Here is a 14,818-nt window from a genome sequence, read left to right as displayed (position 1 = left end):
TTCGAGGGCCGGATGGCGAGCACTGCCGAACACGACGCGATGCGTCGGGCGCTGGCGATCGCCGCGAACGGGCCGCGCGGGGTGAACCCGCAGGTCGGTGCGGTGCTGCTGTCGCCGACGGGCGAGGTGCTGGCCGAGGGCTGGCACCGCGGGGCCGGCACGCCGCACGCAGAGGTCGACGCGCTGTCCAGGCTCGCGCCCGGCGGTGCGCGCGGTGCCACCGCCGTGGTGACTCTGGAGCCCTGCAACCACACCGGCCGCACCGGACCGTGCTCGGAGGCGCTCATCGCCGCCGGCGTGTCGCGCGTCGTGTACGCCGTGTCGGACCCCGGCGACCACTCCTCGGGCGGTGCCGCACGGCTGCGGGCCGCAGGCGTCGACGTCGAAGCGGGCCTGCTGCAGGGCGAGGCGACCGCGCTGCTGGACTCCTGGCTCACCGTGCAGCGACTCGGACGCCCGCACGTGACCGTCAAGTGGGCGCAGAGCCTGGACGGTCGTGCGGCGGCAGCCGACGGGACGAGCCAGTGGATCACCGGTCCGGCCGCACGCGAAGACGTGCACCGCCGTCGCGCGGAGGCCGACGCGATCCTCGTCGGCACCGGGACGCTTCTCGCGGACGACCCCGCGCTGACCGCGCGTCGCCCGGACGGCTCGCTCCACGACCACCAGCCGCGGCCGGTCGTGGTCGGCCGACGGCCGGTTCCGGCCGACGCGGCCGTGCTGCGGCATCCACTCCCCCTCATCACCGACGACGGACGCGATCTGCCGGGGCTGCTGCGCGACCTCGGCCGGCAGGGCGTGCAGCGCGTGTTCGTCGAGGGCGGCCCCACCCTCGCCAGCGCGTTCCTGCGCGACGGGCTCGCGGACGAGGTCCTGGTCTACGTCGCGCCGGTGCTGCTCGGCGGCGATCGCCTGGCGCTGCGCGACATCGGCGTGGCGACCATCGGGCAGGCGCGACGGCTGGCCGTGGCATCCGTGATCCCCCTCGGCGACGACGTGCTCTACGTCGCCGTCCCTCGACAGGCTCAGGAGCCGGACGCGGAGGCGCCGGCACCGCAAGAAGGAGACGACTGATGTTCACCGGAATCGTCGAAGAGATCGGCGAGGTCACGGCGGTCGAGCCGTCAGGCGACGGCGTGCGCGTGACCGTACGCGGGCCGAAGGCCGTGTCGGATGCCGCGCACGGCGACTCGATCTCGGTCAGCGGCGTGTGCCTCACCGTCGTCGACCAGGGACCGGACTGGTTCACCGCCGACGTCATGAAGCAGACCCTCGACATGTCGACGCTCGCCGGCGTCTCGCCCGGCCGCGCCGTCAACCTGGAGCGCGCCACCGCCGCGCACGGTCGCCTGGGCGGACACATCGTCCAGGGCCACATCGACGGCACCGGCGAGGTGCTCGAAGTGCGCCCGGGCGCGCAGTGGCAGGTGCTGCGCATCTCGCTGCCCGCATCGCTCGCACCACTCGTCGTCGACAAGGGCTCGATCGCCGTCGACGGCGTCTCGCTCACCGTCAGCGACGCCAGCCCCGCGGGCCCCGGCGACGCATGGTTCGAGGTCTCGCTCATCCCCGAGACCCTCGCCGCCACGACCCTCGGCGCCCGCGCAGCGGGCGACCGCGTCAACCTCGAGACCGACATCCTCGCGCGCCACGTGCGCCGGCTTCTCTCTTTCGCGGCACCGGCCGCACCCGCGCTCCGCGAGGCGAACTTCACGGAAGGAGGCTCACGATGAGCCTTGCCACCATCCCCGAGGCCCTGGAGGCGCTGCGCGCCGGCCGGCCGGTCATCGTCGCCGACGATGAGAACCGCGAGAACGAGGGCGACGTCATCCTGTCGGCGCAGCTCGCGACACCCGAATGGGTGGCATGGACGGTGCGCTGGACGAGCGGGTTCCTGTGCGCCCCCATGCCCGCCGACTGGGCCGACCGCCTCGACCTGCCGCCCATGGTCGAGAACAACGAGGACGCCCGGGGTACCGCCTACACGGTCAGCGTCGACGCGGCCGACAACGTGACCACCGGTATCAGCGCGGCCGACCGCGCCCACACGCTCAACGTGCTGGCCGACCCCGAGTCGACGCGCGCCAGTGTGAAGCGCCCCGGCCACATCCTGCCGCTGCGCGCCGTCGACGGCGGTGTGCGCGAGCGCGCCGGCCACACCGAGGCCGCGGTCGAGCTGATGAAGCTCGCCGAGCTCTCGCCGGTCGGCGTGATCGGCGAGGTCGTCGCCGAGGACGGCAGCATGATGCGCCTGCCCGGCCTGCAGGAGCTGGGCGCCGAATACGGCATCCCGGTGATCACGATCGAGCAGCTGTCGGCCTACCTCGACGAGCACGTGCCGTGCGACCCGGCGATCCGTGGTGCCCACAAGCGTCGCGTCAGCCTGCGCGCCGAGGCCCATGTTCCGACGTCGCACGGTGCGTTCCGGTTCCTGGCGTACAAGGACCGCATCACGGGCACCGACCACATCGCCGTCGTCTCGGGCGAGCTCGACGAGGCGCCTCTCGTGCGCGTGCACTCGGAGTGCCTGACAGGCGAGGCGTTCGGCTCGCTCAAGTGCGAGTGCGGCCCGCAGCTGGACGCCGCGCTCGACGCGATCGAGCAGGACGGCGGCGTCGTCATCTACATGCGCGGTCACGAGGGACGCGGCATCGGCCTCATCAACAAGCTGCGCGCGTACTCGCTGCAGGAGCGCGGCCTCGACACCGTCGACGCGAACCTCGCCCTGGGTCTGCCGGCCGATGCCCGCGACTACGCCGCGGCCGCCGGCATCCTGTCGGATCTCGGCGTCGAGAAGGTGCGTCTGCTGACGAACAACTCCGACAAGGTGAAGCAGCTGCGCGAGCTGGGCCTCGAGATCGTCGAGCAGGTGCCGCTGCTGGTCGGCATCGGCCCGAACAACCACCAGTACCTGGCCACCAAGCGCGACCGCATGGGGCACATCATCGCCGACGAGGACTTCGCCGACGCGCTCGCGCACATGCACGAGGCTGCCGAGGTGCGCGGCGGCACGCACACCGAAGGAGCACAGGCATGAGCGGCAAGGGCGCACCCCAGGCGACCGGGACGGTCGACGCGACCGGACTGGACGTCGTCGTGATCGCGGGCACGTGGCACGAGACCATCACCGACGGGCTGATCGCCGGTGCCGAGCGCGCGCTCGGCGCGTCGGGGGCGACGTACCGCGTGGTGCGCGTGCCGGGGTCGTTCGAGCTGCCGCTCGTCGCGAAGGCGGCGCTCGAGGCCGGCGCCGACGCGGCAGTTGCGCTCGGCGTCATCATCCGCGGCGGCACGCCCCACTTCGACTTCGTGTCGAACGCGGCCACCGACGGCCTCACGCGTGTCGCGCTCGACACCGGCAAGCCGGTCGGCTTCGGCGTGCTGACGCTGGACGACGAGGCGCAGGGCATCGCCCGCGCAGGTCTGCCGGGCTCCGAAGAGGACAAGGGCTTCGAGGCCGCAGATGCCGCGATCCGCACCGCGCTGGTGCTGCGCGCACTTCGACAGGCTCAGTGACCTGGATGCTGGCTCAGTGACCTGTGTCGGAGGCCCTGTGGCGGACTCCGACCTTCAGATAGGCTGATGGTATGGAAATCCTCCGCCATATCGTCGTGCTCGTCCACCTTGTGGGCTTCGCCATCCTCTTCGGCGCCTGGGTCGTCGAAGCGGTCAACGGCAAGCACCAGATCACGCGCCTCATGAACTGGGGCCTCGCGATCGCCGGTGTCGCCGGTCTCGCCCTCGCCGCGCCGTGGGGCATCGAATACGACCTGAACTACGCCAAGCTCGGCACGAAGCTCGTGATCCTCGTGGCCATCGGGGCTCTTCTCGGCATCGGCGCCGGACGGCAGCGCAAGAACGGATCGGTCCCCGGCGGCATCTTCTGGTCGATCGGCGCACTGACGCTCATCAACGCGGGGATCGCCGTCATCTGGCGCTGATCCTCGTCGCCGAGTGGATGCCGCGGGCGAGACCTGCGGCATCCGCCTCCGCTCGTCAGAACCCTCCCGGGAGTAGGGTCTAGGGCCATGGCGTCCCCCACGACCGCAGCCCCCGCAAACCCCCGTTCACGCGTCATCCTCGCGAGCCTCATCGGCACCACGATCGAGTTCTACGACTTCTACGTCTACGCGACTGCCGCGGTGCTGGTGTTCCCGATCCTGTTCTTCCCCACCGGCAACGAGACCACGTCGCTGCTGCTGTCGTTCAGCGTCTTCGGCGCCGCGATGATCGCGCGTCCCCTCGGCGCGATCGTCTTCGGCCACTTCGGCGACCGCTTCGGCCGCAAGGCGACGCTCGTCGCATCCCTGCTGACGATGGGTGTCGCGACGTTCCTCATCGGCTGCCTGCCGACCTTCAACGAGATCGGCGTGTGGGCGGCCGTGCTGCTGCTGGTCCTGCGTCTGTTCCAGGGCTTCGCGCTCGGCGGCGAGTGGTCGGGCGCCGCGCTCGTGGCCACCGAGAACGCGCCGAAGGGCAAGCGCGCCTGGTACGGCACCTTCCCGCAGCTGGGGGCGCCGCTCGGCTTCATCATCGCGAACGGCGTCTTCCTCGCCATCAACTTCCTGCTGCCGCACCCCGAAGGCGCGGGTCAGCGCTCGGCCGACTTCCTCGCGTGGGGCTGGCGCGTGCCGTTCCTGTTCTCGGCGGTCATGGTGGTCATCGGCCTGTGGGTGCGACTGCGCCTCGTCGAGTCCGAGACCTTCGTCAAGGCCGAGCAGAAGGGCGTGATCCGCAAGTTCCCGCTGGGCACGGTGATCCGCCACCACTGGTGGCACCTGATCCTCGGCACGTTCATCATGCTGGCGACCTACGTGCTGTTCTACCTCATGACGAACTTCACGCTCGCCTACGGCACCAAGGCCACGCTCGAGGGCGCCGAGGCCGCGGCCGAGGCGGCGGGGACGCCGTTCGACGCCGCGACGTACGTGCCCGGGCTCGGGTTCGGCTACACCGACTTCGTGCTGATGCAGATCATCGGCGTCGTGTTCTTCGGCATCTTCACGCTGCTGTCGGGACCGATCGCGGATGCCGTCGGCCGGCGCCGCCTGCTGCTGTGGGTGACGGGCGTCATCATCGTCTTCGGCCTGTCGTTCAACCTGTTCCTGCTGCCGCAGGTCGATCCGAAGTTCACGGGAGCGCTCGTGCAGGCCTTCCTGGTGTTCGGGTTCATGCTCATGGGGGCGACGTTCGGGCCGATGGGCGCGATCCTGCCGGAGCTCTTCCCGACGAACGTGCGGTACTCGGGCTCGGCGATCTCGTACAACGTGTCGTCGATCCTCGGTGCCGCGCTCGCGCCCATCGTCGCGGTCGCGCTGTGGGCCGCGGCCGGCGGCAGCCCGTGGCTCGTCGGACTGTACCTGTCGGCGATGAGCGTGCTGACCTTCGTCGCGCTGCTGGCCAGCCCCGAGACGAAGGACGTCGACTACAACGCCGATCTCGGCGTCGGCGTGACCGGCTCGCTGTAGCCGTTCCGCCACGTGGGGAATCGTCCCCATCGGCCGGCCGTCGGCCCGTGGGTAGACTCGCGCCGATCATGACTGTGCGCTCACTCCCCCTCCGCCTCGACGTGCTGCGCGCCGGCGTGGCAGCCCTCGTCGTCGGGTTCGCCGCCCTGTCGGCGATCGCGGGTGCCTTCGCCGACCCCGCACGCGCCGGTGAGCCCGTCGACGTCGAAGGCGCGTACGTCACCGACACCACCGGCACCCTCAGCCCGGCCGAGCTCGACCGCGTGGACGAGTCGCTCGACGCCCTGTTCGCGCGCACCGGCGAGGCGCTGTACGTCGTCGTCACCGACACGTTCGAGGATCCGCGCGATCCCGCGGCCTGGGCGGCCGAGACGGCGTCGCTGAGCGGCCTGGGCTTGCACGACCTGCTCCTGGCGATCGCGATCGACGACCGCAACTACGCCTACTCGGTCGACGACGGCTTCGCGCTGTCGAACGAGCAGATCGACGACGTGATCGCGGACGCTCTCGTGCCGTCGCTGCGCGACGACCGCTGGGCCGACGGCATCGTGTCGTTCTCCACGGCGATGGGCGACACGCTGGACCCGCCCTTCCCTGTCGTGCCGGTCGCCATCGGAGGCGCCGTCGTGCTCGGCCTCGGCGCCTGGATCGCGCTGCGCGTCTCGCGCCCGGCTCGAGAACGCGCCCGTGCCCGGCGCCGCGCCGCGCGCGAGCGCGCCGAGCGGCGCAGCAAGGCCGGCGCGATGCTCGTGGCCACCGACGATGCCGTGAAGACCAGCACGCAGGAGCTCGGGTTCGCGGTCGCACAGTTCGGCGACGAGGCGACGGCCGAGTTCGCCGCCACACTCGACACCGCAAGGACTCAGCTCGCGGAGGCGTTCGGACTGCGCGCCCGCCTCGAAGACGAGGAACCGGATGCCGACACGGACGCCGACGCGTGGCTGGACCGCATCCGCACGCTGTGCGAGCAGACCGATGCCGCGCTCGACGCGCAGTCCGAGGCCTTCGACGCCCTGCGCGACCTGGAGCGGCACGCGCCCGGACTCATCGAGCAGATCACCGCGCAGCGCGCGGCGCTGCCGGGACGGATCGGGGCGGCCGAGGCATCCCTCACCTCCCTCTCAGCCACGTACGGACCGGCGGCCGTCTCGGGCGCCGGCGACTCGCTCGCCCGCGCCCGCGCACTGCTCGCCTTCGTCGACGACGAGCTCGCCCAGGCGCGGGAGCGACTGGGAGCCGGACGCACCGGCGAAGCCGCCGTCGACGTGCGTGCCGCACAGCAGGCGGCGGGGCAGATCGATCAGCTGGTCGGGACCGTCGAGCAGCTCGCGGTGTCGCTGCCGAAGATCGCGAGCGATCGGGATGCCGCCGTCGCAGACCTGCGCGCCGACATCGCCGAAGCACGCGCCTACCCCGATGCGCCGAGCGGACTCGCCGACGCGGCGGCCGCCGCCCAGGCGGCACTCGACGCCGCCGCAGACGCGACACCCGCGGACAGCCTCACCACCGTCGAGAGGGCGAACGCGACTCTCGCGCAGGCGTTCTCGTCGGTGCGCGACCAGCGCGCCCGGCGGGAACGGGCTGCCGCACAGCTGCCGCGGGCGCTCGAGAACGCCCAGCGCATCATCTCCGCCGCCTCGGGGTACATCACCCCGCGGCGGGCGCTCGTCGGCGACCTGGCGCGCACGCGCCTCGCCGAGGCCGAGCGCGAGCTGGCGGCGGCGACCGCGGCCTCCGATCCCGAGGTCGCGCTCGCGCACGCCCGCACGGCGGCGGATGCCGGCGGCCGGGCCGATCGCATCGCCCGCGACGAGGTCAACGGCCCGCGTGACGAGTCGGGCGTGCAGGCGGCCGAGGACGGCGGCGTCTGGGGCCGGCTGTTCGGCGGCTCCGACGACTCGGGCTACGGCGGCTCGGGGTACGGCTCCGGCACCTCGCGCAGCGGCTGGAGCAGCTCATCGCGCTCGTCGTTCTCCCGGAGGTCGTCGGGGTCGAGCTCACGCCGCTCGAGCGGGTCGAGCTCGTCCCGCCGCTCGAGCGGATCGCGGTCGAGCTCTCGGCGGTCCGGCGGCGGGCGCTTCTGAGCTCGGCGCCGGTCAGTCCAGGAACAGCGCGCGCAGGCGCTTGGCGGTGAACACCAGCCCGACGGCGACCATCACGACGTAGTACAGGACGTGCCACCACATGTCGGGAGTGAGGATGCCGGTGGTCAGGCCGCGCACGAGCTCGACGCCGTGCCACAGCGGGAACGCCATGATGATGGCCTGGATCCACTCGGGGTAGGCCGTGATGGGGAACAGCGTCGCAGAGAACAGGAACATCGGCAGCAGCACGAAGTTGATCCAGTCCATCTGCTGGAACGTCTTCATGTAGCTCGTGACCGCCATGCCCAGGCTCGCGAAGCCGAACGCGATGAGCAGCACCGCGGGGATGGCGAGGATCGCCGTCCACGCGAGGTTGAGCCCCAGCAGCTGCATGATGATCATGAAGCCGGTCGCGTACAGCAGGCCGCGCAGCATCGCGTACAGGATCTCGCCCAGCGCGACGTCGAGCGGGCCGAGCGAGGTCGCCAGCATGCCCTCGTAGAGCTTGCCGTAGTTGAGCTTGAAGAAGACGTTCCACGTGGAGTCGTAGATCGCGCCGTTCATCGCCGAGGTCGCCAGCAGCGCGGGCGCGATGAACGCCGCATAGCTCACCTCGACGCCGCTCGACGTCGTGACGTCGCCGATCAGCGCTCCCATGCCGATGCCCATCGACAGCAGGTAGAACACCGGCTCGAAGAAGCCCGACAGCACGACCGCCCAGCTGGACGAGCGCGCGGCGATGAGGCCGCGCTGGACGACGGCCTGCGGGTTGCCGGCCCACAGCGCACGCACGCCGCCGGAGCGGACCGGCACTTCGGTCAGGACGGTCATTCGCCGAGCCTCCTCTGGAACAGCCGTCGAGCGACGAGGTAGCCGCCCACCGCCAGCACGAGCAGGAACACGACGTGCACGAGCACCGCGAACGGGTCTGCGGGCTTGCCGTAGCTCACGATGCGGCCGAGCTCGGACGCGTGCCACAGCGGCGAGACCCAGCCGATCCACTGCAGCCACAGCGGCAGCGTGTCGAGCGGGTAGAACGTGCCCGAGAACAGGAACATCGGCATGAAGATGAACCGCTGGACGAGGGCGAACTGCCCCTTGTCCTCGGTGATCGACGCCGCGTACGCCATGTACGGGATGCCGAACGACAGCCCCGCCAGCAGGCCGATCGGGATCATGAGCCAGCCGGTGGCGGGCGCGGGCACCGCGCCGAAGATCCAGATCAGCGCGTAGTACGCGACGACCACCACGAACATGCGGGCGGTGGCGCCCATGACCACGCCGCCGGCGATCTGCCCGGGCGACAGCGGCGAGGCGCTGAACCCGAAGAAGTAGCGCCGCCACTTGAACCCGGCGACGACAGGGAACGAGAACTCCTCGGTCGCCACCGAGATCGCCGCCGTCATGAGCAGGGCAGGTGCGACGAACACGAGGTACGGGACCGTCTGGTCGCCGTCCTGGATCGGAGCGCCGATGAGCGCCGCCAGACCGACCGCGAGCCCCAGCAGGTACAGGATCGGCTGCCCGAGCGCGCCGACGACGATCGTCCAGCCGTAGGCGCGCATCGCGCGAAGCATGTGCTCGGTGACGTACCAGGTGCCCAGGCCCCGGGGCTTGCGGCCCCACTCCATCGCCTCGGCGCGCAGTTCGTCGGTCGTCGGGTGCGCCGCCGCGGTCGCCCCGGCGGCAGCGGCCGCCGGCATCCCTTCGCCTTCGGGTCGCTCACTCATTCGATCAGCGACCTTCCGGTCAGACGCAGGAACACGTCTTCGAGGCTCGACCGGCGCACGAGCGAGGTGAGCGGGGTCAGCCCCCGGTGCGTGACGGCCTCGAGCGCGGACTCGCCGTTGTGGGCGTACACCAGGATGCGGTCGGGCAGGACCTCGACCCGGTCGCCGATGCCCTCCAGCTGCGGAGCGACCTGCTGGTTGCGGTCAGACCCGAAGCGCACCTCGAGCACCTCGCGGCTGGAGTGCTCGCGGATGAGCGAGGCGGGCGTCCCCTCGGCCATGATTCGGCCCTTGTCGACGACGATGAGACGGTCGCACAGCTGCTCGGCCTCATCCATGTAGTGCGTCGTCAGCACGAGAGTCGTGCCGCGCTCCTTCAGGCGGAACAGACGGTCCCACAGCACGTGGCGCGCCTGCGGGTCGAGACCGGTCGTGGGCTCGTCGAGCAGCAGGATGCGCGGGTCGTTGATGAGGCCGCGCGCGATCGTCAGCCGGCGCTTCATACCGCCCGACAGCGCGTCGACCTTGCTCTTCGCCTTGTCCGAGAGCTGCGCGAACGCGAGCAGCTCATCGGCCTTCTGCTGGCACACCTTGCCCGGCAGCCCGAAGTAGCGACCGTAGATGTAGAGGTTCTCGCGCGCGTTGAGCTCGCCGTCGAGGTTGTCCTGCTGCGGCACGACGCCCAGGCGCGAGCGGATCTCTGGGCCGTAGCGGTCGGGGTCGAGCCCCAGGATCGACAGGTCTCCGCCGCTGCGGGTGGAGACCGCGCCGATCATCTTCATGGTCGTCGACTTGCCGGCCCCGTTGGGCCCGAGCAGCCCGAACGACTCGCCCGGCGCCACCTCGAACGAGAGTCCGTCGACGGCGACGAAGTCGGGCTTGCCTTTGACCTTGTAGGCCTTGGCGAGGTTCGACGCTGAGATCACGGGGGCAGGCACCGGAACACACTAGCGCGCTCCGCCGACACGGCCCAGCGTCAACCTCGGTTGACGGACCGGCGGACGTCAACTATGGTTGACGACGGATGCCTCACCACGTGGGGAGCATCCGCTCGACACGAGAGGCAGCACGATGAGCGGTGACGACCTGCAGACCCTCATCGGCGCCGCCGGTGGACGTGAGCCGCTGGCAGAGCTGCACCGCCTCGCCGCGGTGCGTCTGGAGCTCGCCCGCGCCGAAGAGGTGCAGGTGCGCAAGGCCCGCAACCTCGGCTTCTCGTGGCAGGCGATCGCGAGCGCCCTCGGCGTGAGCAGACAGGCCGTCCACAAGAAGTACGGTCGAAGGTAAGCCCCTTCACGAACGAGGTACACCCATGCCCTCCGCCGAACTCGACGAAGCACCCGCCACCGCACCCGCCCGCGGCCGCCGCACCCGGCGCGGCAAGCAGGAGGGGCCGCGCGCGACCTTCCGCCAGCTGCTCCCCTACCTGTTCGAGCACAAGGGCACGATCGCCGTCGTGGTCGTGCTCAGCATCCTGAGCGCGGGCGCGTCGCTCGTGCAGCCGCTGCTGGTGGGGCAGGTGATCACGCGCGTCCAGCAGAACCTCGACCTGGGACTGCTCGTCTGGGCGCTCGTGGGCTTCGTGATCCTGGGGTCGCTCATCTCGGGCTACCAGCACTACCTGCTGCAGCGCACCGGCACGGCTGTGGTGTATTCGAGCCGGCGACGACTGATCGCCCGCATCCTGCACCTTCCCATCAGCGAGTTCGACGCGCGCCGCACCGGCGATCTGGTGTCGCGCGTGGGCAGCGACACGACGCTCCTCTACGCGGCGCTCACGCAGGGCCTGGCCGACTCGATCGGCAACGCCCTGCTGTTCGCCGGCGCGCTCGTCGCGATGGCGATCATCGACCCGCTGCTGCTCGGGATCATCGTGCTGGTCATCGGCGTCTCGGTCGTCGGCGTCGTCGCGCTGAGCGGCCGCATCCGCACCGCCTCGACCGAGCAGCAGGAGAAGGTGGGCGAGCTCGCCTCGGGCGTCGAGCGCGCCGTCGGCTCGATCCGCACGGTGCGCGCGTCGGGCGCCACCGAACGCGAGGTCGCCGCGGTGACCGGCCAGGCCACCGAGGCGTTCGAGGTCGGCGTACGCATCGCGAAGGTCTCTGCGCTCGTCGTGCCGATCGCCGGCATCGCGCTGCAGGTGTCGCTGCTCGTGGTCATCGGGCTCGGCGGCTTCCGCGTCGCGACCGGTGCCCTGTCGATCGCGAACCTCGTGACGTTCATCATGTTCCTGTTCATGCTGATCGCCCCGCTCGGCTCGTTCTTCGGCGCCATCACCTCTGTCAACCAGGCGCTGGGCGCTCTCGGCCGCATCCAAGAGGTGCTCGATCTGCCGACCGAGGCGCAGGACGACGCCGCGATCGCCGCGCGCGTGCGTGGAATGGATGCCGCCGGCCCGGGCGCCGCTGAGGTTCAGGTGGCGCACACTGCGGCTTCCGGCATCCCGAACCCGCACTCTGCGACACCTGAACACGAGGCCGAGGAGCCTGAGGTGGCGCAGATTGCGGCATCGCATGGCCGGAACCCGCGCTTTGCGACCCCCGAACGCCAGGCCGCGGCGATCGAGTTCCGCGAGGTGCGGTTCCGCTACCCCGAGAACGTCGTCGCGGCCCGCCGCAAGGCGGAGTCCGAGGCGCTCGCGGTGCTCGAGAGCGCGCACGTGGCGCCGGCTGCGCTCACCTTCACCGACGGAGAGGAGGATGCCGCGGCATCCACTTCTCCGGAGACAGACGTGCTGCGTGGCGTGTCGTTCGAGGTGCCCCGGGGCGCGCGAGTGGCGCTCGTCGGACCGTCGGGTGCCGGCAAGAGCACGACGCTCGCGCTGATCGAGCGGTTCTACGACCCGACGGGCGGGGCGATCCTGCTGGGCGGCGAAGACGTGCGCACCCTCGACCGCGACGCGCTGCGCGCGCAGCTCGGCTACGTCGAGCAGGACGCCCCCACCCTCGCCGGCACGATCGGCGACAACCTGCGGCTCGCCTCACCGGAGGCCTCGGACGCCGAGTGCGAAGAGGTGCTGCGCGCCGTCAACCTCGGCGAGGTGCTCGATCGCAACCCGCTCGGCATCGACGCGCCGGTGGGCGAGTCCGGCGTCATGCTGTCGGGCGGCGAGCGCCAGCGGCTCGCGATCGCGCGGGCCCTGCTGGCCGCTCCCCCGATCCTGCTGCTCGACGAGTCGACCTCGTCGCTCGACGGGCTCAACGAGCAGCGCATGCGCGACGCGATCGACGCCGTCGCGGCCGGACGGACGCTCATCGTGATCGCGCACCGCCTCTCGACCGTGGTCGACAGCGACCACATCGTCGTCATGGACCACGGCCGGGTGGTCGGCCAGGGCACGCACTCCGAGCTCGTGCAGTCGACGCCGCTCTACCGTGACCTGGCGAAGCACCAGCTGCTGGTCTGACCCCACGCCCGCGCGTTCCGCTGCCGTCGCGCCGCCGCCGAGTAATTCACTTGCGCTGAATGTACGCTTCTACGGCCTTCCGGCGTACACACAGCGCAAGTGAACGGACTCAGAAGAAGCGGATGCCCCGGCCACCGCACAGGTGGGGCCGGGGCATCCGCCTCGACAGGCTCGGCGACGACCGCAGACCTGGTCGCGACCGAGCCGGTCAGGCGCGCTGCAGGCGGTACCGCAGTGCGGCCAGCTCGGCCCACAGCGGCGCCGGGACGCGGCCCTCGAAGGTGCGGTAGAACTCCTCGGTGAGGTCCGCCTCCTGCAGCCACAGCTGCGGGTCGACGGCGAAGAGCTCGTCGAGGTCGGCCTGCGGCACGTCGATGCCGTCGAGGTCGAGGTCCTCGGGATGCGGCAGGCGGCCGATGGGGCTGTCGACCGCGCCCACCTCGCCCTCGATGCGACGGATGATCCAGTCGATGACGCGCGAGTTGTCGCCGAAGCCCGGCCACAGGAACCGGCCGTCGGTGCCCTTGCGGAACCAGTTGACCTGGAACACGCGAGGCGCCCGGTCGAACCGCAGCTTCTGGCCGACCTTCAGCCAGTGGCCGAAGTAGTCCGCCATGTTGTAGCCGCAGAACGGCAGCATCGCGAACGGGTCGCGCCGCAGCTCGCCCACGGTGCCCTCGGCGGCGGCGGTGCGCTCGGACGACACGTTCGAGCCCATGAAGACGCCGTGCGTCCAGTCGGTGGCCTCGACGACGAGCGGCACGTTGGTGGCGCGGCGGCCGCCGAACAGGATCGCATCCAGCGGCACGCCCTGCGGGGCGTCCCAGTCGTCGGCGATCTGCGGGCACTGCGCCGCGGCGACGGTGAAGCGCGAGTTCGGATGCGCGGCGGGGCGACCGGATGCCGGCGTCCAGGGATTGCCCTCCCAGTCGGTGAGCTCCGCCGGCGGCTCGTCGGTGAGCCCCTCCCACCACACATCGCCGTCGGGGCGCAGTGCGACGTTCGTGAAGATCGTGTTGCCCCAGAGCGTCTCGACCGCCGTGACGTTGGTCGACTCGCCGGTGCCGGGCGCGACGCCGAAGAAGCCCGCCTCGGGGTTGATCGCCCACAGTCGCCCGTCCTCACCGGGACGGATCCAGGCGATGTCGTCGCCGAGGGTCTCGACGCGCCAGCCCGGGATCGTCGGCCGCAGCATCGCAAGGTTGGTCTTGCCGCACGCCGACGGGAACGCCGCGGCGATGTGGTATGCGCGACCGGCAGGGTCGATGACGCGGATCAGCAGCATGTGCTCGGCGAGCCACCCCTCGTCGCGGCCGATGACCGAGGCGATGCGCAGCGCGAAGCACTTCTTGGCGAGGATCGCGTTGCCGCCGTATCCCGAGCCGTACGACCACACCTCGAGCGTCTCGGGGAAGTGCACGATGTACTTCTCGTCGTTGCAGGGCCAGGCGACATCCGCCTGGCCGGGGGCGAGCGGCGCCCCGACGCTGTGCACCGTCTTGACCCACGGCGCCCCGCCGGCGATCTCGCGCAGGACGTCGGTGCCGACGCGCGTCATGATGCCGATCGAGGTGACGGCGTACGCGCTGTCGGTGACCTGCACGCCGATGTGCGACAGCGGACCGCCGACCGGACCCATCGAGAACGGCACGACGTACATCGTGCGGCCCGTCATGGAGCCGTCGAACAGCGGCGTGATGGTGGCGCGGATCTCGTCGGGGGCGGCCCAGTTGTTCGTGGGACCGGCATCCTCTTCGCGCTCCGACGCGATGAACGTACGAGCCTCGGTGCGAGCGACGTCACTCGGGTGCGAACGCGCCAGGTACGAGCCCGGACGCCACTCGGGGTTCAGCTTGATGAGCTTGCCCTCTTCGACCTGCTCGCGCAGCAGCGCGTCGTTCTCGGCGCGCGAGCCGTCGACCCAGTGGATGCGGGCGGGCTTGGTCAGCGCCGCGATCTCGTCGACCCACTCCCGCAGCGCGGTCATGCCCTCGCCCGCGACGGTGGGCAGCTCGCCGTACGTCCGAGCCGCCGTCGGGCGGGTCGATCCGGTGATCGCGGGCGTGGACCCATCGGTCCGGGTGAAGATGTCGGCAAGGGCCATGGTGTCGCTCCTCGTTGATTTCGACG

At 71.1% G+C, this 14,818-nt stretch carries 13 protein-coding genes; 9 read left to right on the top strand and 4 right to left on the bottom strand.

Going from position 1 to position 14,818, the window contains the following annotated elements; genetic code table 11:
- Positions 1-12 precede the first annotated feature (12 nt).
- The 7 genes from ribD to IF188_RS09410 all read left to right on the top strand — a co-directional run bounded on the left by ribD (position 13) and on the right by IF188_RS09410 (position 7,552).
- Positions 13-1,074: a bifunctional diaminohydroxyphosphoribosylaminopyrimidine deaminase/5-amino-6-(5-phosphoribosylamino)uracil reductase RibD gene (ribD, locus tag IF188_RS09440; RefSeq protein WP_191171532.1), complete on the top strand. Its 1,062-nt coding sequence runs from the start codon at positions 13-15 to the stop codon at positions 1,072-1,074.
- Complete coding sequence (locus IF188_RS09435; RefSeq protein ID WP_191171531.1) at positions 1,074-1,733, top strand: riboflavin synthase; 660 nt, start codon at positions 1,074-1,076, stop codon at positions 1,731-1,733. The genes ribD and IF188_RS09435 overlap by 1 nt, the downstream gene beginning before the upstream one ends.
- The gene (gene ribA / locus IF188_RS09430; protein ID WP_191171530.1) at positions 1,730-3,037 is read left to right on the top strand and encodes a GTP cyclohydrolase II; all 1,308 of its coding nucleotides are present in this window, start codon (positions 1,730-1,732) and stop codon (positions 3,035-3,037) included. The genes IF188_RS09435 and ribA overlap by 4 nt, the downstream gene beginning before the upstream one ends.
- A complete protein-coding gene (ribH, locus tag IF188_RS09425; RefSeq protein ID WP_191171529.1) occupies positions 3,034-3,516 on the top strand; it encodes a 6,7-dimethyl-8-ribityllumazine synthase in 483 nt (160 codons plus the stop codon). The genes ribA and ribH overlap by 4 nt, the downstream gene beginning before the upstream one ends.
- Positions 3,517-3,587: 71 nt before the next feature.
- Entirely contained in the window at positions 3,588-3,941 is a 354-nt protein-coding gene (locus IF188_RS09420; protein ID WP_191171528.1) for a Fe-S protein, read from the top strand.
- Positions 3,942-4,028: 87 nt separating this feature from the next.
- Positions 4,029-5,468 carry an MFS transporter gene (locus tag IF188_RS09415; RefSeq protein WP_191171527.1) on the top strand — a complete coding sequence of 480 codons (1,440 nt, stop codon included), beginning with the start codon at positions 4,029-4,031 and terminating at the stop codon, positions 5,466-5,468.
- A gap of 68 nt (positions 5,469-5,536) precedes the next feature.
- Positions 5,537-7,552, top strand: a complete 2,016-nt coding sequence (locus tag IF188_RS09410; protein ID WP_191171526.1) for a TPM domain-containing protein — start codon at positions 5,537-5,539, stop codon at positions 7,550-7,552.
- 12 nt (positions 7,553-7,564) lie between these two features.
- Here the strand turns inward: IF188_RS09410 and IF188_RS09405 are convergent, their stop codons facing one another.
- From IF188_RS09405 to IF188_RS09395, 3 genes are read right to left on the bottom strand one after another with little or no spacing between them, the layout of a single operon-like run.
- A complete protein-coding gene (locus IF188_RS09405; protein ID WP_191171525.1) occupies positions 7,565-8,383 on the bottom strand; it encodes an ABC transporter permease in 819 nt (272 codons plus the stop codon).
- On the bottom strand, positions 8,380-9,255 hold the full coding sequence (locus tag IF188_RS09400; RefSeq protein WP_191171524.1) for an ABC transporter permease: 876 nt from the start codon (positions 9,253-9,255) through the stop codon (positions 8,380-8,382). The genes IF188_RS09405 and IF188_RS09400 overlap by 4 nt, the downstream gene beginning before the upstream one ends.
- Before the next feature lie 23 nt (positions 9,256-9,278).
- Positions 9,279-10,220 carry an ABC transporter ATP-binding protein gene (locus IF188_RS09395; protein ID WP_191171523.1) on the bottom strand — a complete coding sequence of 314 codons (942 nt, stop codon included), beginning with the start codon at positions 10,218-10,220 and terminating at the stop codon, positions 9,279-9,281.
- A 133-nt stretch (positions 10,221-10,353) separates the two neighbouring features.
- On the opposite strand from IF188_RS09395, the gene IF188_RS09390 reads away from it, so the two are divergent.
- Positions 10,354-10,569, top strand: coding sequence for an AsnC family protein (locus IF188_RS09390; protein ID WP_191171522.1), 216 nt, complete (start codon positions 10,354-10,356; stop codon positions 10,567-10,569).
- 25 nt (positions 10,570-10,594) lie between these two features.
- Entirely contained in the window at positions 10,595-12,688 is a 2,094-nt protein-coding gene (locus IF188_RS09385) for an ABC transporter ATP-binding protein (RefSeq protein ID WP_191171521.1), read from the top strand.
- Between the two features lie 208 nt (positions 12,689-12,896).
- Here the strand turns inward: IF188_RS09385 and IF188_RS09380 are convergent, their stop codons facing one another.
- Positions 12,897-14,792: a phosphoenolpyruvate carboxykinase (GTP) gene (locus IF188_RS09380; RefSeq protein WP_191171520.1), complete on the bottom strand. Its 1,896-nt coding sequence runs from the start codon at positions 14,790-14,792 to the stop codon at positions 12,897-12,899.
- Between the last annotated feature and the right edge of the window lie 26 nt (positions 14,793-14,818).

The sequence above is a fragment of the Microbacterium helvum genome (assembly GCF_014779795.1).
Classification (GTDB): Bacteria; Actinomycetota; Actinomycetes; order Actinomycetales; family Microbacteriaceae; genus Microbacterium; species Microbacterium helvum.
The sequence above is the reverse complement of the archived record's forward strand: the minus strand, read 5'-3'. Positions and strand labels throughout refer to the sequence as shown.